Source organism: Methylocaldum sp. MU1018 (genome assembly GCF_053646775.1).
The window spans coordinates 2,192,589-2,218,933 of sequence record NZ_CM132195.1 but is presented as its reverse complement, the minus strand read 5'-3'; the positions used below and the strand labels follow the sequence as shown (position 1 = coordinate 2,218,933).

Genomic DNA, 26,345 nt, shown 5'->3' with positions numbered 1-26,345 from the left:
CTCGATCGATCCGGCTTCGCTTCCTACAACATTGCCGGGTTATTTGATTCGCGTTAAACCCCGGCTGCGGCTTGACGATCAGGAAGTTGCTTCCGGCGCAGCATTCGTTTTGGGCGACGAATTTTACGGCACCTATTCGATGAGTCGGCTTTCGGGCGGGTGGTTCGATTCGAACAACACCCTGGTCGCCGGAGCGGCCCGTCTGTTTGGCCTGGACCTGCAGGGAATAAGTCAAGCGGAACTCACAAAGGAGTCCGAGCGCACCGGCACCAGCGTGCTCCATGAAGCGGCCATGGCCTATTTCGCCGAGCACGATGCCTACCTCGATGCCCTGAACGATCTCGGTCTGGCGTATACCTATCGACACCCCTCGTTCGGCACCTTCTCGACCGTCGTCACCCCGGCTTATCGTTACGGAATCCTTCATCGGGTTACCTTCAGCGGCGTACAGCTGGACCTCGACATGGTGATGCAGACGGTAGTACCCGCCGATCCGAACCGAAGGGTCGAAATCAACCGATCGATCGGTCTCAAATTGTCGGCTCTGGAGCACGAAATCCCCGAAAGCTACCTGGCCGATGCGACGGGCAACGCCCAAGGCGTATCCGCCGTTAAGGCTCTGGCCTTGGCCGTCGCGGCGGGCCAGCGCCTTTACACCGTTACCGCGGAAAATGTCGCTGCAGTCCTGGGCCAATTGCAACAGAGTGACCGCGTTGAGCAAGATGTTCAAAACGCGGCGAATGCCGGCAAAACCGTTCTGATTTCGCAAAGCCCGGTGATCGTGGGAGGCTGGCGGGGTGCCGGTTACATCGTCGAAGACCCGCAGACCGGCAACGGCGCCTACCTGCTTAGCGGCGGCGCCAATGGCGGTGAGTTGTATGACGGTCAGAGTGAAGTGGCTCGCGCCTTGGCGTGGGCGGGTATCCCCATCGCGAACGCCGCCATACCGCCGGCCAAGGCCGATGACGAGCCCTGCGAACAGCAGCGGGTACGGGTTCCCTTGGCGGACAAGATCGCGTATGCGGCGTTGCTGACGGTGTTGGCCGCCTTGATTGCGGCGCAGCCGGAAACCGCGCCGGTCGCGGGAACCCGCACGGGGGTGCTGATCGGCTATTTCGTCAATGTGAACCGGGCAAGTCAACGGACCTGCGAAATTCCGATTTTGATTGTGGGTTCTACGGTGAATTCCGGTACCGAGATCACGGAAGTGCGCGACCATATCGCGGGTGCGCTCGGCGGCAAGTCGCCGAAGTTCTTGACGTACATGGGGCGGGGAATCACTCATTCAAGACGATGGCTGCAAAGCGCAAGTACCACGGAGTGTAACTCTGACGCACGAGAGGCGTACACGGCTACTCACGGCATGGCCATTCCCGATTGTGATGAGTACCCGTTCAGCTCGGTCTACCAAGGCGGGCAATACAATTATCTTCCGCCCAATCGTTGGGTCTCGCTTCAACTGGTGCGGGCAACCCATAATCGAGCCCACGGCCGGGCGTTACAATGGTTTTACGAACGTTGCCGTGTTCCGAAAAACGGTGATTTCGAGGTCAGGACCGACAGCGGCGTCACACGGGGTGTGGACAGTCAGGGGGCGCAATGTTACCCATAATGCGCCTTGAGCCGGGTTGAAAACGAGATCACATGAAGAGACGGGTTTTTATGCGCCTCTTGTTGGGAGGCGGTGCGGCGACGGTAGCCGGACTACTGGGACTTCGGAGGTGTGCGATGACGGAGAACAAGCCGATGCGGGCTTTCGAGAGCTTTTTCCCGGAACCGCTTCATGTGGATGAAGTCGGTTGGGAGCGATTTTTGAACCAGTGGAACAGCGAGGCACTGGAGCTGATTAAACAAAAGCTACTTGCCTTGGGTATCGGATTAGGCCCGAATGTAAACGAGAGCTTACGCAAAAAGTTGGAAAGCCATCATGTATTTTTACCTTCCGAGATTTTTTTAGGAGGGCTTTCTTATCCGGTACAAAGCGATGCGAGCTTGTCGGAGGTCGAGCGACGGTTGCAATTATTAATCGATTGCGTCGCCATTTTTTGCGAAACCAGAGGTGGCCCCGGTTTTTTGGACAGAATTTTCCCGAGCTTAAGTGGGCTTCTGCGGTTTAGGCTGCCTGTTGAATGGACAGCGGATCGAAGTACACGCTATCGGGGGTTTTGCCGTCAAGCGATGAATGGGGTCGACGTTCGTTGTAGAACGTGAAATACCGCTGCAAGCCTTCGCGTGCCTGGGAAACCGTATCATAGGCATGCAGGTAGACCTCCTCATATTTCACGCTTTTCCACAGCCTTTCGACGAACACGTTGTCGACCCAGCGGCCTTTGCCATCCATGCTGACCCGGATGCCGTGGCCTTGGATCAGATCGATGAACTCGATGCTGGTGAACTGACTGCCCTGATCCGTATTGAAGATCTCCGGCGTGCCATGGCGCTGAATAGCTTCCTCGACGGCCTCGATGCAGAAATCCGGGGTCAGGCTGTTGGACAGCCGCCAGGACAGCACCCGCCGGGTCGCCCAATCGAGCACCGCGGCCAGGTAGACAAAGCCTTTGCGCATGGGGATGTAGGTGATGTCCATGGCCCAAACGTGGTTCGCTTCGGTAATATCTAAGCCGCGCAGCAAGTACGGGAAGATCGGGTTCGGCGGGTGCTTGCGGCTGGTGTTCGGTCGCCGATAGAGCGCCTCGATGCCCGTCTTCTTCATCAGCGTGGACACGTGGCGGCGACCGACCTGAATGCCTTCCAAGCGCAACAGGTCACGCAGCATTCGTGATCCTGCAAACGGATGGTTGAGGTGCAGTTCATCGATTCGCCGCATGAGCGCCAGATCGCTCTCTGAGACCGGCTGCGGCGTGTAATAGACCGAGGGCCGGGATAGGTTCAACAACGCGCACTGGCGCGCCACGGGAAGCTTGTCGGAGCGGTCAATCATCGTTTTGCGCTCGGATCGCCCACGCGACCGAGCGCGGCGACTAAAAAATCATTCTCCATCGCCAATTGGCCGATCTTGGCGTGCAACTCCTTCACATCCGGCCCGGTGGATTCGGTCCGCTCCGCCGCCGTGGCGAACACATTGCTCGCCCGCTCCTGCAATGGGCTCTTCCACGGCGTGATCTGGTTGACATGAACTTCAAACTGTTCCGCTAACTCCGCCAGCGTCTTGTCGCCCTTGAGCGCGGCCAGGGCCACCTTGGCCTTGAAGGCCGCCGAGTGATTTCTTCTCTTCCGTCGTTTCATCTTCCGTTCTCCGGTTTTCGCCCCTCGCGGGGGCGGTGATTAGAACAGAAACTTCACTTAAGCGGGTGTCTGATTTTCCGAGGCCGGTTCTTGATCTCCTGGGGCGAAGTTACGAGGCGCTGAAACAATCAGTGTATCAAGGTTTGGCCTTGCAGACCTGGCTCAAGCCCTATCTCGATGCAATCAGTTTCACGTTTACCGGAACCGGATTGACCCTGGACTTCAGCGGTCTGAGTGCCCGGCTCGACACGCTCTATCAAACCGATGCCGGTAACGCCCTCACCGATCTGATCGGACTCAACCGCTACGCCGGCGACGGCTTAAGGAATTCGGGCTGGACCGGGCTCGAAACGCTGCGGACCTGGGTCGACGGTGCGGTCGGCAATGCGGGGCTTGAAGCCATACTCCAGGACCTTCATGTGGCCCGGGGCAGTGGCAACTTCGCCGGCACGGCCACGGGCGATATCCTGTTCGGTGGGAGCACAAATGATGTGCTGGATGGGCAAGCCGGCGACGATATTCTTGAAGGAGGTGGCGGCACCGACACCCTGCTGGGCGGCGAGGGCAACGATTATCTCTATGGCGACGCCGGGGATGACGTCCTGGAGGGCGGCGCGGGCACCGACTACCTCTCGGGCGGGGTGGGCAGCGACACCTACCGCTTCGGCCGGGGCGATGGCCAGGATACGATCAGCGATTACGAATCCTCGGCTAATGCGGATCAACTGCTGTTTGGCGCGGACATCGCCGTCGACCAACTCTGGTTCCGCCACGTAGGATCCAATCTCGAAGTCAGCGTGATCGGCACCAACGACAAGGCCACGATTTCCAATTGGTATTCCGGAACGGCCTATCATATCGAGCAGTTCCAAACGGCGGACGGCAGAACCTTGCTGGACAGCCAGGTGGAAAATCTGGTGTCTGCCATGGCGGCCTTTGCCCCGCCTTCGGCGGGACAGACCACGCTACCGCAGAACTATCAGGACGCCCTCAATTCGGTCATTGCCGCCAACTGGCAGTAAGTCAAAAAGGAGCCCATGGCCTTCGCCGTCTGGTGGTGAAGGCCATTCTTTCGAGTGACTTAGAGCCTATCCGGGTAGGTCCCAAAAACCCTTCGACAGGCTCAGGGCGAACGGCCTACTGGGATAGGCTCTTAGTGACTATTGAATACGGCTAAAGCACTCTGTCTTACCAGTATTCAATTACGCGAATATAGCTATCCTTAATTTTTGAACTTCGGTGTTATTTGCGGAAACGCTAGAAAATCGATATGGCTCCCTTTGAGCCCAAACATGCAAAAAGAAGAAGAAAAATCCACGCCAAAGGGCCGGACACGGGTCTGGCCTGTCTTGTGATGTTGGCCCGTTTTCACGGGATCGGAGCCGATCCGGAACAATTGCGGCATCGGTTCGGGGAAGGCAGTCGTCCATTCGGGATCACCGAACTTTTGCTCGCCGCCCAGAACCTGGGGCTCAAAGCCAAGCGCGTGACGACGGATGCCGCGTGCTTGGTTACCACGCCGCTGCCGGCGCTCGCGATCGGGCAAGATGGTGAATTCTTCATTCTCGCACGGAGCGACAACGAGAAAGTCCTGATCCACGATCCCTTGGCCGAACGGCCGGAGGTCATTGTCCGAGACGACCTGGAATCGCGCTGGACGGGGGATTTGATCCTGTTCATCTCGAGGGCTTCCCTGGCCGGCGAACTGGTCAAGTTCGACTTCACCTGGTTCATCCCGGCGGTGGTCAAATACCGGAAGCTGCTCGGTGAAGTTCTGCTGGTGTCGTTCGTCCTGCAACTGTTCGCCCTGGTGACACCGCTCTTTTTTCAGGTGGTCATGGACAAGGTGCTGGTGCACCGGGGTCTGACGACCCTGGACGTAATCGTCGTCGGTCTTCTGATCGTTTCGGTTTTCGAGGTGGTCCTAAGCGGGCTGCGCAGCTATGTGTTCGCACACACCACGAGCCGCATCGACGTCGAACTCGGGGCGCGGCTTTTCCGGCACCTTTTGAGCCTGCCGCTCGGTTATTTTCAGGCTCGGCGGGTCGGGGATTCGGTCGCGCGGGTGTGGGAGCTCGAACAGATCCGCTCCTTCCTGACCGGCAACGCCGTGACCCTCATACTGGGCCTGTTTTTCGCGGTGGTGTTCATCGCGGTCATGCTGTGCTACAGCGGCTGGCCGACCCTGGTCGTGGTGGCTTCCTTGCCGCTCTACGGCCTTCTTTCGCTGTCGGTCACGCCGCTGCTTCGGGCGCGGCTTCACGAGAAGTTCAATCGCGGCGCGGAAAATCAGGCGCTGCTGGTGGAAGCGATCGCCGAGATCGACACGGTGAAGGCGATGGCGGTGGAACCGCAGGTGACCCGCCGCTGGGACCGCCAACTCGCGGCGTACGTGGCGGCCAGCTTCAGGACCGCGACTCTGGCCACGGTCGCTCACGATGGGGTTGCGTTAATCGGGAAGCTGGTGACGGCCGCCACGCTGTGGCTGGGCGCCCGGCTGGTCATCGAGGGTGAGTTGACCGTCGGCCAGCTCGTCGCCTTCAACATGCTGGCCGGACGGGTGTCGCAGCCCATCATGCGGCTGGCCTAATTGTGGATGGATTTCCAGCAAACCGGCATCTCGGTCCAGTGGCTGGGCGATATCCTCAATACCCGTACCGAACCGTCCTCCGGCAACGGCTCGACCTTGCCGCCGTTACAGGGACGGATCGAGTTCGACCGGGTGAGCTTCCGCTATCGGCCCGACGGTCCGGAAGTGCTGCGGGAGGTGGGCCTTTCGATTCTGCCAGGGCAAGTCATCGGCATTGTCGGCCGCTCCGGGTCCGGCAAGAGCACCTTGACCAAGCTCGTCCAGCGCCTTTACGTGCCCGAACGCGGTCGTATCCTCATCGACGGCATGGACCTGGCGCTGGCCGATCCCTCGTCCTTGCGCCGCCAGATCGGAGTGGTCTTGCAGGAGAACGTCCTTTTCAATGCCACGATTCGGGAGAACATCGCCCTGGCCGACCCCGGAATGCCCATGGAAGCGGTGATCGGAGCGGCGAAACTGGCGGGCGCTCACGACTTTATCCTGGAATTGCCCGAAGGCTACGATACGGTCGTGGGGGAGCACGGGGCGACCCTGTCTGGCGGTCAGCGCCAACGGATCGCCATCGCCCGCGCCTTGATCGCGAATCCCCGCATCCTCATTTTCGACGAGGCCACCAGCGCACTGGATTACGAATCGGAGCGGATCATCCAGAACAACATGAAGGCGATTTGTAAGGGACGAACCGTCATCATCATCGCCCATCGGCTATCCGCCGTGCGTCAGGCCCACCGCATCCTGGTCCTCGACCGAGGACAGCTCGTGGAAGAGGGCACCCATGACGAACTGCTGACCCATCAGGCCGGGCATTACGCCCGGCTGTATCGCCTGCAACAGGCTTGACCGGCGACGCGGCTACACGCCATGTCGGATCTGATCCGGCGCTACGGACAGGTGTTCCGCCAAGCCTGGGCGGAGCGCAAGCGGCTCGATCCGCCGCGGCTTCCTCACGAGGCCGAATTCTTGCCCGCGGCCCTTGCCCTGCAAGAAACGCCGGTGTCTCCGGCGCCTCGTGTTTTCATGTGGCTGATCATGACTTTTGCTGCGACCGCGTTGTCGTGGTCCATCGTTGGACAGGTCGATGTCGTGGCAAGCGCGGAGGGCAAGATCATCCCCGATGACCGAACCAAGATCGTTCAGCCGATGGAGACGGCGAAGGTGACGGCCATCCATGTCAGGGACGGCCAGAGCGTCGAGGCCGGCGAAGTGTTGATCGAACTGGATCCCACCATGGCGCAAGCCGACGCCGACCGCATCGCCAACGACCTGCTGACGGCACGGCTGGACGCGACCCGAGCCAAAGCCCTGCTGGAGGCCATAGAAAGCAAAAGGCCGACATCGATCAGGATCGAAGGCCTCGATGAAAGCCGGCTGGCGGCCGAGCGGCGTCTTCTGGAAGGGCAGTACCTCGAATACCGCGCGAAGCTCAAGCAATTGGAAGCCGAGATCGTCCGGCGAACGGCCGAGGAACGCGCCACCCGGGAACTCCTGCGGAAACTGGAACAAACCCTGCCGATCACGCGGGAGCAGGCGGAAGATTACCGGGGACTGCGGGAGAGGAATTTCGTCTCCAAGCATGCTTATCTCGAATTGGAACAGGCCCGTATCGAGCAAGAGCGGGACTTGGCCGCGCAGCAAGCCAAACTGGCGGAAATTCAGGCCGCTCTCGCGGAAAGCCGGCAGCAGCGGGAAGCGCTCATCGCCGAAACGCGCCGCGTGGCTCTGGACAAGCTCCACGAGGCGGAGCAGCGAGTGACCGATCTGACCCAGGAACTCATCAAGGCCGAAACCCGCGGGCGCTTCATGACCCTCACGGCTCCCGTCGACGGTGTGGTGCAGCAACTGTCGGTGCACACGGTGGGCGGCGTTGTCACGCCGGCCCAGCCGCTTCTCGTTATCGTACCCCGCGACAATCCGCTGGAAGTGGAAGCGTTCATCCAAAACAAGGACATCGGCTTCGTCAACGCCGGGCAGGAAGCCGAAGTCAAGGTCGAGACCTTCCCGTTCACCAAGTACGGTACAATCCCGGCGAAGGTTATACAGGTATCCAACGATGCCGTCCAAGACGAGAAGCGCGGGCTGATCTATGCCGCACGAGTGGCCTTGTCGTGCGCCACGATGTCGGTGGAAGACAAGACGGTGAACCTGACCCCCGGTATGGCGGTGACCGTGGAGATCAAGACGGGTAAGCGGTGCTTGATCGAGTATTTCCTGAGTCCCTTGTTGCAGTACAAGGACGAGAGTCTGAGGGAACGATAGGGTTTCATGATAGGATCGAATGAATGCCGTCCGGCGCGGCTTGACGGGATATATGAATCCGAGTACCGTTATCGGCTATTTTCATTTTATTGTCTCGACTGAAGCGGGCGTTTTCGAAACGCCTGATTCTTTTTTAGGGGTGTTGAAACCGTGGATCTCAGCGGCGCGGAAATCCTGGTCCAAAGTCTTAAAGACGAAGGGGTTGAATATATTTTCGGTTACCCCGGCGGGGCCGTATTGCATATTTACGATGCTCTGTTCAAGCAGGACGACGTGAAGCACATCCTGGTGCGGCACGAGCAGGGCGCGACCCATGCCGCGGACGGCTACGCACGTTCGACCGGCAAGCCCGGCGTAGTGCTGGTAACCTCCGGGCCCGGCGCCACCAATGCGGTCACCGGGATCGCGACGGCCTATATGGATTCGATTCCGATGGTAGTCATCACCGGCCAGGTGCCCCTGCCGGTCATCGGCAGCGACGCTTTCCAGGAGTGCGACACCATAGGCATCACTCGGCCTTGCGTAAAGCACAACTTCCTGGTGAAGGACGTGCACAAGCTGGCGGAGACGATCAAGAAAGCGTTCTACATCGCCACCACCGGCCGGCCCGGTCCCGTCGTGGTCGACGTTCCGAAGGACGTGACCGACCCGAATATCAAGATTCCCTACGAGTACCCGAGCTCGGTCTCGATCCGCTCCTATAACCCGAACGTCAAGGGGCACCGCTGGCAGATCAAGAAGGCAGTCGATCTCTTGCTTTCGGCGAAGCGGCCGATGATTTATTCGGGGGGGGGTGTCATTCTGGGCAATGCCTCCGAACAGTTGACGGAAATCACCCGTATGCTCGGTTTTCCCATCACGAATACCTTGATGGGGCTGGGAGCCTATCCGGCCAGCGACCGGCAATTTCTGGGCATGCTGGGCATGCACGGAACTTACGAGGCGAATATGGCGATGCACGAGTGCGACGTGCTGTTCGCCGTCGGAGCGCGGTTTGACGATCGGGTTACCGGCAAGCTCGCTCAGTTTTGCCCGCAGGCAAAGATCATTCACATCGATATCGATCCGGCGTCTATTTCCAAGACGGTACGCGTCGACGTTCCCATCGTCGGTGAAGTCGCCCCGGTTCTCGACGACATGATCGAGATGCTGAGGAGCAGCGACAAACGCTCCGATCCGGCGGCCCTTGCCTCGTGGTGGGAGCAGATCGCGCGCTGGCAATCCCTGGACTGCTTGCGTTACGACCGGAACAGTCCGCTGATCAAGCCGCAATACGTCATCGAGCAATTGTACGAAGTCACCAGCGGCGATGCGTTTGTCACCTCCGACGTCGGACAGCACCAGATGTGGACGGCCCAGTTCTACAAATTCGACAAGCCACGGCGCTGGATCAATTCGGGCGGGCTCGGCACCATGGGGTTCGGTCTGCCGGCGGCGATCGGCGTCAAACTGGCGCACCCCGATGCGGACGTGGCCTGCGTGACCGGGGAAGCGAGCATTCAGATGTGCATTCAGGAGCTGGCGACGGCTCTGCAATACCGGACGCCCATCAAAATCGTCAATCTCAACAACGGTTACATGGGTATGGTTCGCCAATGGCAGGAATTCACCTACGAAAGCCGCTACTCCCATTCCTATCTCGAGACCATTCCCGATTTCGTCAAGCTGGCCGAGGCTTACGGCCATGTCGGCATGCGCATCGAAAACCCGGCTGACGTGCGTCCGGCCCTGGAGGAGGCATTCAAGCTGAAAGACCGAACCGTATTCTTGAATTTCATGACCGATCCGACCGAGAACGTTTATCCCATGATCGAGGCCGGAAAGGCTCACCATGAAATGCGCCTCGCTCCCGGTATGGCCGCGGAAAGGGAGCTTGCCTGATGCGCCATATCATTTCCATCCTGATGGAGAACGAATCGGGGGCGCTGTCGCGGGTGGCAGGGCTCTTTTCCGCGCGCGGATACAACATCGAGTCGTTGACCGTGGCGCCCACGGAGGATGCCTCGTTGTCGCGGATGACGCTGGTTACGACGGGCAGCGACGAGATCATCGAACAGATCACCAAGCAGCTCAACAAACTGGTCGACGTGGTCAAGCTCATCGATATTTCCGAATCCTCCCATATCGAGCGCGAATTGATGATGGTCAAAGTGCGCGCCGTCGACAGCGCTCGGGAAGAAATCATTCGCCTGACCGACATCTTTCGCGGAAAAATCATCGACGTTACGCCGATGAGCTATGTCGTCGAAGTGACCGGCGAAAAATCCAAGCTGGACGCCTTTCTGCAAACGCTCGATCAGGAATCGATCATCGAAGTCGTGCGCTCCGGCACCACGGGCATTCTGCGCGGCGACCGTGGACTTCACGTCTAGCCCCATTGTCGATTGACGAATTAATCAGCCAAAACGATAAATCACGAGGATCATTCATGCAGGTTTATTACGATAAAGATGCCGATCTTTCCATCATTCGGAACAAAAAGGTCGCCATTATCGGCTACGGCTCGCAAGGCCACGCCCACGCCAACAATCTGAAGGATTCCGGGGTTTCGGTCATCGTCGCCCTGCGCCCGGGTTCGGCTTCCGCGGTGAAGGCCGAGAACGCCGGTCTCACCGTCATGTCGGTGGAAGAGGCCGTGAAGCAGGCGGACGTCATCATGGTGTTGGCTCCGGACGAGCACCAGGCGAAACTCTATTCCGAGCAGATCGAGCCGAACATCAAGCAAGGCGCGGCTTTGGCGTTTGCCCACGGATTCAATATCCACTTCGAGCAGATTCAGCCGCGCGCCGATCTGGATGTGATCATGATCGCCCCGAAAGGCCCCGGCCATCTGGTGCGCTCGACCTATACCCAGGGCGGCGGCGTGCCGTCTCTGATCGCGGTCTATCAGAACGCTTCGGGACAGGCCAAGGAAATCGCCTTGTCCTACGCCTCGGCCAACGGCGGCGGGCGCGCCGGCATCATCGAAACCACGTTCCGCGAAGAGACCGAAACCGATCTGTTCGGCGAGCAGGCCGTACTGTGCGGCGGCGCGACGGCGCTCGTGCAGGCCGGATTCGAAACCTTGGTGGAAGCCGGCTACGCGCCCGAGATGGCGTACTTCGAGTGCTTGCACGAACTGAAACTGATCGTCGATCTGATGTACGAAGGCGGCATCGCCAACATGCGCTATTCCATCTCCAATACCGCCGAATACGGCGACCTGACCCGCGGTCCGCGTGTCGTCACCGAGGAGACGAAAAAGGAGATGAAGAAGATTCTCGGCGAAATTCAGCGCGGCGAATTCGCCCGCGAGTTCATTCTGGAAAATCAGGCCGGCTGCGCCACGCTGAAGGCCAAGCGGCGCCTGGGGCGCGAGCACCAGATCGAGCAGGTCGGCGCGAAGCTGCGCGACATGATGCCCTGGATCAAAGCCAACAAAATCGTCGACAAGAGCAAGAACTGAGTTTTGCTTCCGACCGGGCGCAAGCCGACCGGCTTGCGCCCGATACGCCGAATTGTCGATGGGCTATGCTAAGCTAGCCCGCATCATCGGTTGATTCAACTTCAAGCGGGACTATGGAAGAACAAATCCCCCCTGCGAGACGGCGGCGCGGCATTTATCTTTTGCCGAACTTGTTCACGACTGCGGCGCTTTTCGCCGGCTTTTACGCCATTACCGCCGCGTTCAACGCGCGCTTCGAAGTGGCCGCCGTGGCGATTTTCATCGCCATGATTCTGGACGGTCTCGACGGACGCGTGGCGCGTCTCACAAATACACAAAGCGCTTTCGGGGCCGAATACGACAGCATGGCGGACATGATTTCGTTCGGCGCCGCTCCTGCCCTGGTGGCCTACATCTGGTCGCTGATGACGCTGGGCAAGATCGGTTGGGTCGCCGCTTTCGTGCACGCCGCCGGCGCGGCTCTCCGTCTGGCCCGCTTCAATACCCAGATCGCGACCGCCGACAAGCGGTACTTTCAAGGCTTGCCGAGTCCGTCCGCGGCCGCGATTTTGGCCGGCTTCATCTGGTTCAGCGAAACCTACGGCTTGACCGGCGAATCCATGCGTTATGTCTCGCTCGGATTGGCCTTGATGACGGGGCTCCTGATGGTCAGCAACTTCCGTTACTACAGCTTCAAGGACGTGGATCTCCGCGGACGGGTGCCGTTCATGTGGGCCATCCTCGTGATGCTGGTGTTCGCCTTCATTTTTACCAATCCGCCCTTGATGCTGTTCGTCATATTTACAGGTTATGCGATTTCAGGGCCGGTGCTGACCCTCGCTGGCCGGCGCAAAATGCGGGGTGAGCGCCGAATCTGAGATAAGATCGGGGGAGCCTGCCGACGACGATTCCAGGGCTTCGCCGAATGAGGCGAAAGGCTTCCCGGTTAAGGCTATGGCGCTTGTGCGATGCCCGGATGAGTAATATAGTTGCTCGAAAGGCAGTTAAAACCCATGCAGCCAATCGTCATCCCTCAGCAGCGTCAGCCTGGTCGAATCGTCGGCCGCGTCGGTGTTGTTTGCCGCTCTGAATTTCTCAGTCTTCCGAATCTTCGTCTCCTGCCCTGAGGGGCAGGAGATTTGACGCATTCCAAAATCTTAGACGCGAATAGACAAGCAGACCCTCCGAGCGAGGGCATGAGAAATAAACGGGGTTTTTATCATGAGCGACAAACTCATCATTTTCGATACGACATTGCGGGACGGCGAGCAAAGTCCCGGCGCTTCCATGACGCGGGACGAGAAAGTGCGCATTGCGAAGGCGCTGGAGCGTCTGCGCGTGGATGTGATCGAGGCCGGTTTTCCGGCGGCGAGCCCGGGCGATTTCGAGTCGGTGCAAGCCGTGGCCCGGGCAGTGAAAGAAAGTACCGTATGCGGCTTGGCGCGGGCTCTGGATAAAGACATCGACCGCGCCGGCGAGGCGCTCAAGGAAACCAATCGGGCACGCATCCATACGTTCATCGCGACTTCGCCTATCCATATGCAGAGAAAGCTACGCATGGAGCCGGATCAGGTGATCGAGTACGCGGTCAAGGCCGTGAAAAGGGCGCGGCAGTATACCGACGACGTCGAGTTTTCGCCGGAAGACGCCGGGCGCTCGGAGGAAGATTTTCTGTGCCGGATACTCGAGGCGGTGATCGCTGCGGGCGCGACGACCTTGAATATTCCCGATACCGTCGGTTACAGCATGCCGGAGCAATTCGGCCGCACCATCCGACGCTTGCGGGAGCGGATTCCCAATTCCGACAAAGCCGTCTTTTCGGTGCACTGCCACAACGATCTGGGGCTGGCGGTGGCCAATTCGTTGTCAGCCGTGATGAACGGCGCGCGGCAGGTCGAATGCACCATCAACGGCTTGGGCGAGCGAGCCGGCAATGCGGCATTGGAGGAGATCGTGATGGCGGTCAAGACCCGCAAGGACGTGTTTCCGTGCCGGGTCGACATCGACACCCGCGAGATCGTGGCGTGCTCCAAGCTCGTTTCGAATATCACCGGCTTTCCGGTACAGCCCAACAAGGCCATCGTCGGCGCCAATGCCTTCGCGCACGAATCCGGCATTCATCAGGACGGCGTCTTGAAGAGTCGCGAGACCTACGAAATCATGAGCGCGGAGGACGTCGGCTGGACCGCCAACCGGATGGTGCTGGGCAAGCATTCCGGCCGCAACGCGTTCCGCACGCGTATGCAGGAACTGGGCATCGAGTTCGGGTCCGAGGCGGAATTGAACGACGCATTCCAGCGTTTCAAGGATCTGGCGGACAAAAAGCACGACATTTTCGACGAAGACCTCCAGGCCTTGATTACCGAAGCGGGCGTCGAGGCCGAGGACGAGCGCGTCAAACTGGTTGCGCTCAGAGTGTGCTCGGAAACGGGCGAGATTCCGTGCGCCCGAGTAACCCTTAAAGTCGAAAACGAGGAAATGATCGGCACCGCCCAGGGCGGCGGTGCGGTCGACGCCAGCCTCAAGGCCATCGAATCCCTGATTCACACCGAGTCCACCTTGTTATTGTATTCGGTCAACAACATCACCACCGGGACCGATGCTCAGGGCGAAGTGACGGTCCGCCTCGAAAAAGCCGGACGTATCGTCAACGGCCAGGGCGCGGACACCGATATCGTGATCGCCTCGGCCAAGGCCTACGTCAATGCGGTCAACAAGCTGCTGGCGCCTCGGCAGCGCATGCATCCTCAAGTGGCGGGGGATGTCTGAAAGTGCCAGGGTTCGACAAAGGTACGGCTTGAGACCATACCGCTTCATGCCTCTCGACGAACGACAACGGGACTATCTCCGCGCGATGGGGATCCAGGTCTGGGTGCCCCGGCGGCCGGTTCCGTTCGCGACTGCCGAAAGTCCGGAGCAGACCGCCGCCATGCCGGATGACCGGCATGAACCTGTAGCTGCCGCGGAGGCGCCGGCTACCGCCGCCGTTCCGGCTTGCGCGGCCAATTGGCAGGATTTGGAAACTCGGGTGGCGGGATGTACCGCTTGCCCGTTACATCAGGGGCGCACCCAAACCGTTTTCGGGGTCGGCAATCGCGAAGCCGAATGGATGGTGATCGGCGAAGCGCCGGGGGAACAGGAAGACCTTCAGGGCGAACCGTTCGTGGGGCGGGCCGGACAATTGCTCAACGAGATGATTCGGGCCGTTGGCCTTGAACGGGAAGCCGTATACATCGCCAACGTGATCAAATGCCGTCCGCCCAGGAATCGCGATCCGGCCCCGGAAGAAACCGCGGCCTGCGAAGCGTATCTGAAAGGGCAGGTAGCCTTGGTGAAGCCCAAGATCATTTTGGCCGTCGGGCGCATCGCCGCGCAAAATCTGTTAAAAACCGCGACGCCCATCGGTAAACTACGCGGCCAGGTTCATGATTACGAGGACATTCCGCTGGTGGTGACGTATCATCCTGCCTACCTGCTGCGCTCGCAACTGGAAAAGCGCCGGGCGTGGGAAGATCTCAAACTGGCCATGCGGATCTTTCGCCAACAAAACAGTTAAAAAAAATGATGGCCGCCATATCCGAGTTGTTCGAGCGGATCAAGAAGTTCATTAGGTACGATGCCGAAACCGAGTTTTATTACCGACACTTCCCCAGCCTCGTGGAGAACGCCGAACTGATCATCCGTCCCATGCGACGGTCCGACCTGAAAGTCGTGGCCGCCATCGAGCAAAGCGCGTACGAATTTCCGTGGGAGCCGAACACTTTCCGGGATTGCTACACCGTGGGTTATTGCTGTTGGGTGGGCGAAAGGGCCGGTCAGGTCGTAAGCTACGGAATCGCCTCGGTCGGCGCGGGGGAATCCCACGTGCTCAATCTCTGCGTTTCACCGCAGAACCAAGGCCAAGGCTATGGACGGCTCATGCTGGAAAAACTCATGGCGGTCGCCAAAGAATACAAGGCCGAAACGATTTTTCTCGAAGTGCGTCCGTCCAACAAACCCGCCATCAAGCTCTATCATCAGTTGGGATTCAACGAGATCGGCACCCGCAAAGGCTATTATCCGGCCCGGAACGGTCGGGAAGATGCCCTGGTCATGGCTCGCGTGCTGTAACCGCCCGCTCGGGGAACGTCATTTTCGCGCCGCGGAACGGACGGCTACTCCGGCTCGCCGGCCGCTTCGAATCGGCCGAACTTGAGCAGCATCGCCGGCAACAACACCAGATTGAGTATCGTGGAGGAAACCAGGCCGCCGATGATGATTGCGGCCATGGGGCCCATGATTTCGCGCCCCGGATTGTCGCTGTCGACGGCGACGGGCAGCATGGCAAGAGCCGTGACGAGAGCCGTCATCAAGATCGAAGGAAGCCGTTCTTGCGCCCCTCGAATGGCCGTTTCCAGATCCCAGGGCCGGTTTTCCCGCTCCACCAGATGCCGGTAATGGGAAATCAGCATGATCGAGTTGCGCACCGTGATTCCGAACAGGGTGACGAAGCCTACCATCGACCCGAGCGATAGCGTGCTGCCTGTCAGGAGCGCCGCGGCGACGCCTCCGGTTAACGAAAAAGGAAGATTGATCAGGGCCAAGAGCGCGTGTCGGATGCTGCCCATGGCTAAGAAGATCAGCAGCAAAACGCCGATGCCCGACAGCAGGGCATGGGTCGCCAGTTCCCAGCGCGCTTCGCCTTGCTCCACCGCGGCTCCGGTAAATTCGGGATAGATTTCCGCCGGAAAGTCGATATCGCTGAACGTGCTCTGGCGAAGTTCTTCCATAAATGAATCCAGATCCCGTCCGGCCACGTCGGCCGTAACCGTCTGCACGCGCTGCCCGCCGCGATGAAGAATGTTGTAGCGTCCTCCGACCTGCTGGATATCCGCGATTTCTCCCAATTCCACGGCGAGTCCGTCCGGAGTACGCAGCGGTATGCGCGCTACGGTTTCCGGACGGCGCCGTAATTCCGGTGGTAGAACCACAACCATGTCATAGGCCCGGTTGTTCAGATAATAGGTGCCGGCTACCTGGCCTTGCAAAGCTATTTGCAGGACGCCGGCCACCTCCAGCGGACGCAATCCGTAGCTGGCCAAAGAATCGAGTTTCAGTCGAATTTGCAGGACGGGCGTGCCGGGAGGCGATCGCAATTGCACGTCGACGGCTCCGGGAATGTTTCGAATCAGATCGGCGACCTGGCGCGCCTTCTGATCGAGCCGGTCGAGATCCGTGCCGTAGAGGTTGACCACGACGGGGGCCGTATAACCGGAGATGGTTTCTTCGACCCGCTCGGTCAAAAAGGTGTTCGCTTCGAACAAGATGCCGGGAAAATCATCCAAGATTCGCCTGACACGCTCCAGTACCGACTGTTGTCCTTCGCCGGAAAGCGGCTTTAGCCGGACTTCGTACTCGCTGTAATGGCTGCCGTAGGTATCGGCTCCGCGCTCGGCGCGGCCGGCCCATTGAGAGACCGATTCGATTTCCGGCATCTCCAGGAATCGGCGGGCCAGCAGGCTGCCGATTCTGAGCGATTCGGCCAACGACGTGCCGGGGATGCTGGTCGTGTGGACGATGTAATGGCCCTCCCGAAGCTCGGGCAAGAATTCCCCGCCGAGGTTCGGCAAGGCCGCCAACCCCAGGCCGCAGACCGCCGCGCTGGTCCACATCGCCGCTTTCGGTCTTTTTGCGACGGATCTCAGTAGGGCGGCGTATTTGGGCTGAAGCAACCGGATGAGTGGGGGAATTTTATGGGTCTTGCCTTTGGCCAAGAGCACGTGACAGAGTGCGGGCGTGACCGTCAGCGCCACGAGGAGCGACATGAGAGTCGCGAGGATATAGGCGTAACCGACCGGGGCGAACAAGCGTCCGGCAATGCCGCCGACGGTTAATAGAGGCAAAAACACCAGCGCGACGATGAAGCTGGCGTAGACCACGGAACTGCGCACCTCCATGGAAGCTTCATAGACGACGCGGAGGGTCGGTCGCGGTTTCGGGCTCAGCCGGTTTTCCCGAAGACGGCGGAAAATGTTTTCGGTGTCGATGATGGCGTCGTCCACCACCTCGCCCAAGGCGATGGCGAGCCCGCCCAGAATCATGATGTTGAGATTGACGCCCAAATTCAGCAGCGTCGCCACGGCCGCCAGCAGCGAGAGGGGAATGGCGACGGCGGGGATGAATGCGCTGCGGAAGTCGAACAGAAAGGCATAGAGCACCAGGACCACCAGGAAACCGCCCGCCAGCAAATGCCAGGCCAGATTCTGCAAGGATCGCTCGATGTAATCCGCCGGCCGGAATAGATGGGGGTAGAAATCGATAGACTGTTTGGCGAAAAGCCGCTCGAAACCTTTAAGCACGCTTTCGACATTTCGCGAGACGCTCAGCGTATTGGCGCCGTACTGGCCGATCACCATCATGACGATCGCGGGTTTGCCGCCGACGGCGGCGGCCCCGATAGGCGGGCCGGGCGCGGTGACGACGGTCGCCACATCCGCCAGCGTGATATTCGCGCCGTCCTTGCGCAGCAGCACGACTTGTTTCAACGACTCCTCGGCCGCCGGAAAACCTACGATATTCAGGTGGATTCGCTGGTTGGCGTTTTCCACGAAGCCGACCCCCGGCATGCCGGTCGCCAGGCGGGCCGCGTACACGACGTCTTCGGCGGCCAGGCCGTAGCGGCGCAGTCGGTCCGGGTCGACCTGAATCTGAAGCTGCCGGATTTCGCCGCCGAATACGTTGACATCGGCAACGCCCGGCACGGCAAGAAGACGCGGCACGATGGTCCAGTCCACCAGATCGCGAAGTTCCATGAGGCTGCGGGAAGGCGAGCCGAGACCGATGGTGAGAACCGTCGCGGAAGACGAGGACAGCGGCACGATCACGGGCGGGCCGGCGCTTGCGGGCAGCACGCCGGCGAGCAGGTTCAGACGTTCGCCCACCAGTTGGCGGTCGCGGTAAACGTCGGTGTCGTCCTTGAAAACGGCCGTCACCACAGAGAGACCCTGGATCGACTCGGATCGGATACTGTCCAGCCCGATCAGCCCCGCCAGGTGCTTTTCGATGCGCGATGTGACGAGGGTTTCCGTCTGTTCGGCCGTAAGCCCGGGCGCTTCGGTCTGGACCACGACGCGGGGGGCGGAAAACTCGGGAAAGATGTCCAGGCTCGCCTGGCCGAGGCGAAGCGCGCCGTAAACCGTCAGCAGCAGGGCGAGCGCAATGATCACTCCGCATTGCCGCACGGAGAAGCGGACGATGACGGACAGCATCAGTCGCCGTCCTCGTCCGGAATATCTCCCCGGAATTCTTCCGAGAGCAACGTCTGTCCGCCAGTTACGACGATCCTGTCGCCGGCGGCAAAACCTTGATCGACGAACCAGAAATGGCCCTGTTCGCGATAGGCGGTGATTTCGGTGCGGGTGAAGGTTCGCTCATCCGATTGGCGATAAATCCAGGGCTTTCCGGCATGCCAGACGATGGCCGACGGCGGGATGGCGACGCCGGCAAGCGGTTCGCCGGAAACCGGCAGCCACGCGTTGACTCGCATTCCGGCGCGCAGCCGATCGCTTGGGGCGTGAAAGAAAAAAGTTTCGCCCTGTACGAGATCGTCGGTTTTGGGGGCGGGAGAAATGAATTCGACTCGCCGCGCGGCGCTTCGGTCGCTTTCCCGGGCCACGAACAGGACCTGCTTGTCGGACGGTATCGACCGGCCGCCGGGCACGGCGATCAGAAGCAATACCCGGTTGCGGCTCAACAGATCCCGGAACAGTCGCGATTCGCCGTCGAAGGCGATGTGGGTCAACTGATCTCCCCAGGCTTGCCGGGCTTCGTGTCGAATTTCCCGCATCAGCCGCCGGGCGGCTTCGAGCTTGGCGCGGTCGGACCGATATTGCGCCTCGGCCTGCGCCAAGTCGCGGCCGGCCACGATATTCTCGCGGTGCAGGGCCATCAGCCGATTGCGATTCTTTTGCGCCAGCTCGACGGCGGCGTTTGCGATTTCGGCATCCGTGCCGGCCGCTTGATAGCGAACGTACAGGGCCAATAGCGGCTGGATGTCGACTACCTTGCCGTAAGCCGTGATTTCCGGCTGAAACGTCAACGCGTTCAGCGTTTCGATCGTCAAGCCGGCGGCTTTTTGTTGCTCGTCGGTGAGACGAACGGTCGCGATTGGTCGGGCGTTCGCCGGGCTTTTTTCGGTCGGCGACGATTCGCGGGCGAGTTCTTCCGGTTCCCCGCCGTCGTCATCGGAGAATGCGGGAAAGGCGGAGACGGTAAAAATCAGCGCCGCCAGGAAGGTCGGACAGAAGGTCGACTTCATTGAAAGAGAAGTAACTGCGCGGGACTAAAGCAAAAAAGCATGTTTTCGGAGCCGGCAGACTATAACCCAGCAGGTTTGAGAAACACAAACGACGAAGCCGGATGAGGCGCCGGGCACTTTTATCGAAAACGATTTGACAAGGTATCGACTGAAAACCACAATTCGGCCCGGGCGCTTTCTCCCATATCCGGAAAGCCGTCCCGCGGGACGAGGCGTGCAGCAGCGCATGCGTTGTCCGGTGCTTAAATCCCATATGTTTACCAAAAGAGGAAAATCTACGTGAAATTGAAATACTCGCTGTCTGCTCTGGTACTGGCTGCTGCGGCCGGTGCTGCGATTGCTGAAGAAGACGCGGCCGTCGCGCGTACGGTCGACCAGGTCAAAATGCTCGATGCGCTTTATAAAACCGCTATTGTGCTGATCACCGAGCACTATGTGGAAAATCCTTCATCCGTTTCGGCGGCCACGGCATCGAAGCTGTTGTTCGCGGATATGAAAAAGAACGGGTTTCACGAGGTCCGCCTTCTGGGATTTACGGATCAACTGACCAACCCCGAAGAAAATACGCCGAAGGGTGATTTTGAAGAAACGGCCAAGCAAAAGCTTTTGTCCGGTGAAGAGTCCTACAAGCGAGTAATCAAGGAAGGCGACAAACGTTATCTTTACATGGCGACCGCGGTTCCGGTCGTGATGGAAAAGTGCGTGATGTGCCACGCTCATTTCAAGGACAAGACCGGCCCCATCGGCGCGCTGTCCTATAAAGTTCCGGTGATCGAATAAGTTTTCACCGACTTTCCATAGCGGAGAAACACGGCCTCGGGCCGTGTTTCTTTTTGGGCCTTTCGGGAGTCCCGGCCTTGGCTCGGCAAGCTTTGCGGGCTGTTGCGGCGCTTCCCGCGGATCATTTATCCTGCAACCCACTGCCGAGGAGTCCGCCGATGTTCGATCCAGCACAATACGGTTCGGCTTTCGCTTCGTTGCTCGCCGAAGAACGGTTGAATCCGCTCGGTCCGGGGACGCCCAACGACAAGGCGTTTCCTCTGCTTCGGAAACTGTCGGCCGAGCAAGCGTTTCTACCCCGCCCGATAAAAGATGCGGGCATGGCGAAATGCTGTCTCGCCGGGTTGTGGCTGTACCACGACTATCTCGACGAGAGCCATCGCATCAGCCAATCCGTCTCGACGTCTACGGGCAGTTATTGGCACGGCATCATGCACCGCCGCGAGCCGGATAGCTGGAACAGCAAATACTGGTTCGACCGGGTAGGCCGGCATCCGATTTTTCCGGCTTTGTGCGAGGCCGCGAAGCGTTTGGCCGAGCAGGATTCACCGCTCCCCGAGACGCGCTTCCTGGTGGAACAGCGGCAATGGGACCCGCATCGATTCGTCGATCTTTGCGAGGATTGCCGGACGGGGAAAAGCCGAGCCGAAAACCTGTGCCGAAGGATTCAACTGCGGGAATGGCAGTTGTTGTTCGATTATTGCTACGGGCAGGCCGCCGGCGCGTGAGGCGCCTCACGCCAGCCGCAGCACTTTCGCTCCCCGAATGCGGCGCATTTTGAGGTCGAGCAGAGCGCAATTGGCGTCTTCCAGCGCGTATTCTTCGACTTCGGGGCGAATGGGAATTTCGGCCGCCAGGGCGAGAAAATCGCCGACGTCGCTTCGGGCGACGTTCGCCACGCTCTTGATTTCCTTTTCCATCCACAGATGACTCGGATAATTCAGCCGCAGCAGACAGTCCTTGTCGGCGTCTTCCTTGCGAATCGCATTGATGACTAGCCTTCCGCCCGGAGCGAGGCGTTCGAGGGCTTCGACCACCGGTTTCCATGCCGGCGTGGTATCGATGACGGCGTTCAGTTTCGCCGGAGCTTCGTCGCCGGTATCGCCGGCCCAGGCCGCGCCCAGATCCAGCGCAAAAGCCCGTTCCTCGGGGTTTCTAGCGAACACGAATACCCGCGCGTTCGGGTAGCGCCGGCGGACCATCATCAAAACCAGGTGGGCCGATGCGCCGAAGCCGGTCAGTCCTAGATTCTCGCCGTCTCGAAGCTGCGTCAATCCGAGCGAGCGGTAGCCGATCGCGCCGGCACACAGCAAAGGCGCGGCTTCGACATCGGAGAACGTGGCGGGAATGGGAAATGCGAACGCCGCCGGCGCCGTCATGTATTCGGCGTAGCCGCCGTGGGCATCACGCCCGGTCGCCTTGAATCGCTCGCACAGATTCTCGTTTCCCGCTCGGCAACGGAGGCAGATTCCGCAGGCCGAATGAATCCAGGCGACGCCGACGCGATCGCCGACGGAAAAACCCGAGGCCGAACTGCCGAGTTCGCGTACCCGGCCAACCACCTGATGCCCCGGTATTATCGGAAGCTGCGGCGGCGGCATGCGGCCTTCGATCTCGTCCAGCTCGGTATGGCAGACGCCGCAGGCGGAGACCTCGATCAACAACTCATCGGAACGCGGAACGGGCGTAGGCCATTCCGCCGGGACCAGCGGCGCCGGATTTTCGGTCAGCTTGGAAATCCGCTCCAGGATCATCGCTTTCATGACATTGCCCCTTGTGAGAAAGTCCTGCCGGCATCATCGGCGCGGATCGTGTTCGTCGAGCGAGCTCGCAATGGCGCAAGACACCGGCCAGAACAAGGTTTCGATCGCGACATCGAAAGGCAGTACTGCTCCCGCCACCAGACGTTCGCCGAAGGTCGGATCGGTGTGCATGTCGAAATCCTTTCCGAGCGTCTCCCGATCGTCCGTCAAAAGAGCATATTGCAGACGGGTATCGTGGAACGCCAGGGGCCGGCCGGTTCCGGCCGCGTCTAACGCGGCGCAGCCCGCGAAAACCGGCATCGCTATCGAAACGAGCAAGGCCCGGTTAAAAAGCGCGTTCATTTTGCCTCCGGTGTTGAGATTCGCCAGCCGGACGAATTCTCCCGGTCCTGGGCATGAAGATCAAAAAATCGTGCGCCGGGGCCGGTTTCCGATGCTCAGGTGCGATGGCCGCTCTCGCCCCGCGAGATGCCGCCGGCGATGAGATGGGCGGTACGCAGAGGCTCCGGCAGGCGGCCATGAACGGCGTGCTTTCGAATGAGTGCCTCGGTTTCTCCGGCCGTCAAGCCGGCGCGCTGAACGTAGACGCCGGCGATCGGCTCCATCGGTCCGGCTCGTTCGATGAGCCGCCATTTCTGCTGGCCGCCGGGAACGCGATCGAGCAACGCGTCGCGGATTTTTTCGAGATCCGGACGATGGCGGGCGACGACCACCACCGGCCGAGCCAGCGTCTCGTGCAGCTGGCGGATGTCGACGACGTTGAATCCGGCAAACGCGATTCCTTGCAGCAAAACGGCCTGGAGGTGCGGATAAAAGCGGGAACGGCCGACGAGCCGCGCCAGCACCCGGGTCGAGTTCGCCCCGTCCCGGCGCACTTTTCCGGAGATGATCCCGTCGAGGCGATGGCCGGCATAAAAGGCGCCGACGACCATGACATCGCCCCGATGACTTCGCTCGAAAGGCGCATCGTCGAATCCGATGACATGGGAAAAACGGAAGGATGCCATTGAGCCTCCAGCCGGGCGAAAAAACGGATGCCGGCGGCCGACGGTCAACGCGCGCTCGGCCGCGGGCGGCGGAGACCGGTCTCCGCTCGGACGCTCAGGCCAGATCGGTCTCGTTGACGACCAAGTTGCGTCCGCTGTCTTTCGCCTTGCGGAGGCAGCGCTCCGCTCGCTGCATCAGATCGGACAGGGTGTCGCTCGGATGCATTTCCGCTACGCCGGCGCTGATTCGCACCGGGATGGCGTCGCCGTCGTAGCGCAACGGAATCCGGTCGAGCAAGGTGCGGAGGCGGTCGAGGGCGAATGTCGCTCCCGACGCGTTGCTGCCCGGAAAGATGACGACGAATGCGTCTTCGTCCAGGCGCGCGAAAATGTCTTGCGACCTCAGCAGTCCGCGGGATGCCATGACCAAATGGAGCAACGCCTGGTCGCCGGCCTCGGAGCCGTGGGTGTCGTTGATGTGCCCGAGCCGATCGATGTCGATCATGCCGACCGAAATCCGGTCTTTCTGGCGCCGGCTTCGAGTGAATTCGCGAGTCAGGACGATGTCCAGCCCTCGTCGGCTCAGCACGCCGGAGAGCGGATCGATCCGGGAGAGAGTTCGGCTTTCCTTGAATTCATCCTGCATGCGTTGGAGCAGTTGCTGGGTTTCTCGTAATTCGATCTGGGAATCGGCGACACTTTGCCTGAGCAGGAAAAGAGTTTTCATGATTTCGCCGAGCGCCTGCTCCGCCGAAAAATTCGGCGCATCCGCACTGTTTTCGTTGAGAAGCTTCTGAAAGCGGCCGTCGAACGTCCCGAGTTCAGCCGCAAGACCGAATGTCGTATCGGTGAGCATTTGCAGCACCGCATCCACCGCGGCGACGACATCGGACTCGGGCGTCGAAGCCGGAGGCTGCGGTTCCGGCTTCCGTCCGGCAAGCTCGCCGGCGATCAGATAGTAGTGCTCCGCATAATGATCCGGGGTCGGAGGCAAGCCGGATTCCGTCAGGCGCCGTAAAGCTTGTCGCGCTACCGCGACGGGTTGGGGAGGAACGGTCTCGGCTGTCATTTTGGGCACTTCGTTAACATCGGCGCGGGTTTTAGAGCAAAAAATAGCCCAGATTCTCCGGTTTGGTAAGCTTCGCGCGGAAGAAGCCCGGCGCAAGATCCTTTACGGCGGGCGGAAATCCGTGACATTCAGGCATCCGCCATGCGCGGTGTTTCCGGATAGTGGCGGCTCGCGATGGCGAACAAGATCGCGGTGGCAAGCATCAGCGCGGAGAAAAACCAGAAATAATCGGCGCCGGCCAATTTCGAAGTGCCGTCGGGATTTTGAATGAAAAAATTGACGGCGCTGGTGAAAAGATTTCCGGCGGCCACCGAAACCATGAAGAAGGACATCACGAACGATTTCATGGTGGGCGGCGCCTGGGTATAGGAGAATTCCAGGCAGGTGATCGACACCATGACTTCGGAAGCGGTCAGGACGACATAATCGAGCAACTGCCAGCCGATCGACGGCGTGGCTCCGGCGTCCAGAGCGCGCTGAATCCACGCCGCCAACGCAAACGAAAACGCGGCCAGAAACATTCCGGCGCCGATTTTCCTGAGCGCCGTGAGGCGAATGCGGCGCTCGATCCAAGGATAAATCCCGTAATAGAAAAGCGGCGTCAGGATCATGATGAGCAGCGGATTGGCCGCCTGAATCTGCGACGGCAGAATCCGGTAGCCCAGGAGCGTCTGATCCATCTTTTGGGCCTGAAGCACCCAAGACGAACCGGTTTGGTCGAACAGTGCCCAAAACATCGCCACGAACGCGTAGATGCCTCCCAGCCTGGCGAGGCTCCGCAGTCCCTTGCCGCTCAAGGCATCGCGAAGGAACGCGACGCCTCCCGCAGGGATGTGAGCGAACCGGTAACGGCCCGACCAAAAGATCAGGGTCGCCATGAGCATCAGGATTCCAGGTACGGCGAACGCCGCCGAAGGGCCGTGGCGCTCCAGCAGCCAGGGTGTGACGAGCATGGAGGTGAACGCTCCCAAATTGAGGGCGAAATAGAACCAGCTATAGATTCGGCTGAGCAAATGGCGGTTGGTTTCCGCGAATTGATCGCCAACATGGGCGGAAACGCAGGGCTTGATGCCGCCCGCGCCCAGGGCGATCAGGCTTTGTCCGATCAGCAATCCGGTGCGGGTGTCGTCCAGCGCGAGCGCCAGATGTCCCAGGCAATAAACCAGCGACAACAGGATGATGGTGCGGTATTTCCCCAGCCAGCCGTCGGCCAGGAGCGCGCCCAGAATCGGCGTGAAATAAGTGGCCGAGACGAATAAATGAAAATAGCCCTTGGCTTCGTCTTCGCTCATCGGATCGGGATGACCTGCGGAATTCATGAGATATTGGCTCATGAACACCACCAGGACCGCGCGCATGCCGTAGTAGCTGAAACGCTCGGCCGCTTCGTTGCCGACGATGTAAGGAATGCCGGGCGGGAGTCCTTTGATCGGAAGGGGTTCGGTGCGGTACGGCGTCACGCTTGCAGCCTCGTTTTTCCGGAGTTGGCCGGGCTTCCGGTACGTGAAGAAACGGCATGGCGCAGATTTGAAATGCGATGAATCGTTGCCGATGCCGCTGTTTCTTGATTTAGATCAATAAGCGCCGAATAAGCTTTGGTTATCGTATACCCGCGCACCAATCCGGGTGTAGCCATGAAAACAACTATCCTTCTGACCGAGGAGGCCGAAATGGAAAAAGAGAAAGATTACTTCTGGTTGTACATTGGCGCTGTCATCGTCGCGGTTGCGGCCACCTTGATGGTAGTCAAAGGAAGCGAGCACGAAAAATACGCGACCAGCGCGAAGGCCATAGCCGAAGACGCCACCAATTCGTCTTACCGGTAAAGTACGGGACTAGCGGCTTTACGGGTTTCGACCGTATCGCCAAAGGTGCGGGGGGCAGATGCAACGCAGGTCGGCGACTCTCGACGCCGATCCCGCGTTGCTCATTTTG

General features: G+C 59.9%; 24 protein-coding genes. 15 read left to right on the top strand and 9 right to left on the bottom strand.

The features are described 5' to 3' along the window. Positions 1-109: 109 nt before the first annotated feature. A complete protein-coding gene (locus ACWJKU_RS10210; RefSeq protein ID WP_454142200.1) occupies positions 110-1,612 on the top strand; it encodes a NucA/NucB deoxyribonuclease domain-containing protein in 1,503 nt (500 codons plus the stop codon). A 501-nt stretch (positions 1,613-2,113) separates the two neighbouring features. On the opposite strand, the gene ACWJKU_RS10205 is transcribed toward ACWJKU_RS10210, so the two are convergent. After that, a protein-coding gene (locus ACWJKU_RS10205) for an IS3 family transposase (protein ID WP_454142199.1) occupies positions 2,114-3,246 on the bottom strand; the annotation gives its coding sequence in 2 pieces (ribosomal slippage) (positions 2,114-2,982 and positions 2,982-3,246; 1,134 coding nt in all). Positions 3,247-3,377: 131 nt separating this feature from the next. Between ACWJKU_RS10205 and ACWJKU_RS10200 the strand changes: the two genes are divergently transcribed. The 11 genes from ACWJKU_RS10200 (at position 3,378) to rimI (ending at position 15,626) form a co-directional block, all read left to right on the top strand. Further along, positions 3,378-4,268 carry a calcium-binding protein gene (locus ACWJKU_RS10200; protein WP_454142198.1) on the top strand — a complete coding sequence of 297 codons (891 nt, stop codon included), beginning with the start codon at positions 3,378-3,380 and terminating at the stop codon, positions 4,266-4,268. Between the two features lie 248 nt (positions 4,269-4,516). After that, positions 4,517-5,836: an ABC transporter transmembrane domain-containing protein gene (locus ACWJKU_RS10195; RefSeq protein WP_454142197.1), complete on the top strand. Its 1,320-nt coding sequence runs from the start codon at positions 4,517-4,519 to the stop codon at positions 5,834-5,836. 6 nt (positions 5,837-5,842) lie between these two features. Next, positions 5,843-6,676 carry an ATP-binding cassette domain-containing protein gene (locus ACWJKU_RS10190; RefSeq protein WP_454142196.1) on the top strand — a complete coding sequence of 278 codons (834 nt, stop codon included), beginning with the start codon at positions 5,843-5,845 and terminating at the stop codon, positions 6,674-6,676. A gap of 21 nt (positions 6,677-6,697) precedes the next feature. Continuing rightward, positions 6,698-8,092, top strand: coding sequence for an HlyD family type I secretion periplasmic adaptor subunit (locus ACWJKU_RS10185; protein WP_454142195.1), 1,395 nt, complete (start codon positions 6,698-6,700; stop codon positions 8,090-8,092). A 150-nt stretch (positions 8,093-8,242) separates the two neighbouring features. Further along, positions 8,243-9,973 carry an acetolactate synthase 3 large subunit gene (locus ACWJKU_RS10180; protein WP_454142194.1) on the top strand — a complete coding sequence of 577 codons (1,731 nt, stop codon included), beginning with the start codon at positions 8,243-8,245 and terminating at the stop codon, positions 9,971-9,973. Continuing rightward, complete coding sequence (gene ilvN / locus ACWJKU_RS10175; RefSeq protein WP_454142193.1) at positions 9,973-10,464, top strand: acetolactate synthase small subunit; 492 nt, start codon at positions 9,973-9,975, stop codon at positions 10,462-10,464. The genes ACWJKU_RS10180 and ilvN overlap by 1 nt, the downstream gene beginning before the upstream one ends. 56 nt (positions 10,465-10,520) lie before the next feature. Then, a complete protein-coding gene (ilvC, locus tag ACWJKU_RS10170; protein WP_086134371.1) occupies positions 10,521-11,537 on the top strand; it encodes a ketol-acid reductoisomerase in 1,017 nt (338 codons plus the stop codon). A gap of 113 nt (positions 11,538-11,650) precedes the next feature. Further along, entirely contained in the window at positions 11,651-12,394 is a 744-nt protein-coding gene (gene pssA, locus ACWJKU_RS10165; protein WP_454142192.1) for a CDP-diacylglycerol--serine O-phosphatidyltransferase, read from the top strand. A 343-nt stretch (positions 12,395-12,737) separates the two neighbouring features. Next, positions 12,738-14,285 carry a 2-isopropylmalate synthase gene (locus ACWJKU_RS10160; RefSeq protein ID WP_454142191.1) on the top strand — a complete coding sequence of 516 codons (1,548 nt, stop codon included), beginning with the start codon at positions 12,738-12,740 and terminating at the stop codon, positions 14,283-14,285. Positions 14,286-14,331: 46 nt separating this feature from the next. Next, positions 14,332-15,072 (top strand): uracil-DNA glycosylase, encoded by a 741-nt coding sequence (locus tag ACWJKU_RS10155; protein WP_454148104.1) that lies wholly within the window; start codon positions 14,332-14,334, stop codon positions 15,070-15,072. A 5-nt stretch (positions 15,073-15,077) separates the two neighbouring features. Continuing rightward, on the top strand, positions 15,078-15,626 hold the full coding sequence (gene rimI / locus ACWJKU_RS10150) for a ribosomal protein S18-alanine N-acetyltransferase (RefSeq protein ID WP_454142190.1): 549 nt from the start codon (positions 15,078-15,080) through the stop codon (positions 15,624-15,626). A 44-nt stretch (positions 15,627-15,670) separates the two neighbouring features. On the opposite strand, the gene ACWJKU_RS10145 is transcribed toward rimI, so the two are convergent. After that, on the bottom strand, positions 15,671-18,763 hold the full coding sequence (locus ACWJKU_RS10145; RefSeq protein WP_454142189.1) for an efflux RND transporter permease subunit: 3,093 nt from the start codon (positions 18,761-18,763) through the stop codon (positions 15,671-15,673). Beyond that, positions 18,763-19,812: an efflux RND transporter periplasmic adaptor subunit gene (locus tag ACWJKU_RS10140; protein WP_454142188.1), complete on the bottom strand. Its 1,050-nt coding sequence runs from the start codon at positions 19,810-19,812 to the stop codon at positions 18,763-18,765. The genes ACWJKU_RS10145 and ACWJKU_RS10140 overlap by 1 nt, the downstream gene beginning before the upstream one ends. A 279-nt stretch (positions 19,813-20,091) precedes the next feature. On the opposite strand from ACWJKU_RS10140, the gene ACWJKU_RS10135 reads away from it, so the two are divergent. Both ACWJKU_RS10135 and ACWJKU_RS10130 read left to right on the top strand, forming a co-directional pair. Next, positions 20,092-20,592, top strand: coding sequence for a c-type heme family protein (locus ACWJKU_RS10135; protein ID WP_454142187.1), 501 nt, complete (start codon positions 20,092-20,094; stop codon positions 20,590-20,592). A gap of 158 nt (positions 20,593-20,750) precedes the next feature. Next, positions 20,751-21,320 carry a hypothetical protein gene (locus tag ACWJKU_RS10130; protein WP_454142186.1) on the top strand — a complete coding sequence of 190 codons (570 nt, stop codon included), beginning with the start codon at positions 20,751-20,753 and terminating at the stop codon, positions 21,318-21,320. Positions 21,321-21,326: 6 nt separating this feature from the next. On the opposite strand, the gene ACWJKU_RS10125 is transcribed toward ACWJKU_RS10130, so the two are convergent. The 6 genes from ACWJKU_RS10125 to ACWJKU_RS10100 all read right to left on the bottom strand — a co-directional run bounded on the left by ACWJKU_RS10125 (position 21,327) and on the right by ACWJKU_RS10100 (position 26,046). Further along, on the bottom strand, positions 21,327-22,355 hold the full coding sequence (locus tag ACWJKU_RS10125) for a zinc-dependent alcohol dehydrogenase family protein (protein ID WP_454142185.1): 1,029 nt from the start codon (positions 22,353-22,355) through the stop codon (positions 21,327-21,329). Between the two features lie 33 nt (positions 22,356-22,388). After that, the gene (locus tag ACWJKU_RS10120) at positions 22,389-22,697 is read right to left on the bottom strand and encodes a hypothetical protein (RefSeq protein ID WP_454142184.1); all 309 of its coding nucleotides are present in this window, start codon (positions 22,695-22,697) and stop codon (positions 22,389-22,391) included. A 95-nt stretch (positions 22,698-22,792) separates the two neighbouring features. Beyond that, complete coding sequence (locus tag ACWJKU_RS10115; protein ID WP_454142183.1) at positions 22,793-23,362, bottom strand: endonuclease dU; 570 nt, start codon at positions 23,360-23,362, stop codon at positions 22,793-22,795. Between the two features lie 94 nt (positions 23,363-23,456). Beyond that, on the bottom strand, positions 23,457-24,410 hold the full coding sequence (locus tag ACWJKU_RS10110; RefSeq protein WP_454142182.1) for a GGDEF domain-containing protein: 954 nt from the start codon (positions 24,408-24,410) through the stop codon (positions 23,457-23,459). A 128-nt stretch (positions 24,411-24,538) separates the two neighbouring features. After that, positions 24,539-25,870 carry a POT family MFS transporter gene (locus ACWJKU_RS10105; protein WP_454142181.1) on the bottom strand — a complete coding sequence of 444 codons (1,332 nt, stop codon included), beginning with the start codon at positions 25,868-25,870 and terminating at the stop codon, positions 24,539-24,541. Then, entirely contained in the window at positions 25,867-26,046 is a 180-nt protein-coding gene (locus tag ACWJKU_RS10100; RefSeq protein ID WP_454142180.1) for a hypothetical protein, read from the bottom strand. The genes ACWJKU_RS10105 and ACWJKU_RS10100 overlap by 4 nt, the downstream gene beginning before the upstream one ends. Between ACWJKU_RS10100 and ACWJKU_RS10095 the strand changes: the two genes are divergently transcribed. Next, on the top strand, positions 26,045-26,236 hold the full coding sequence (locus tag ACWJKU_RS10095) for a hypothetical protein (protein ID WP_454142179.1): 192 nt from the start codon (positions 26,045-26,047) through the stop codon (positions 26,234-26,236). The two genes, ACWJKU_RS10100 and ACWJKU_RS10095, sit on opposite strands and share 2 nt — an antisense overlap. Positions 26,237-26,345: the final 109 nt, after the last annotated feature.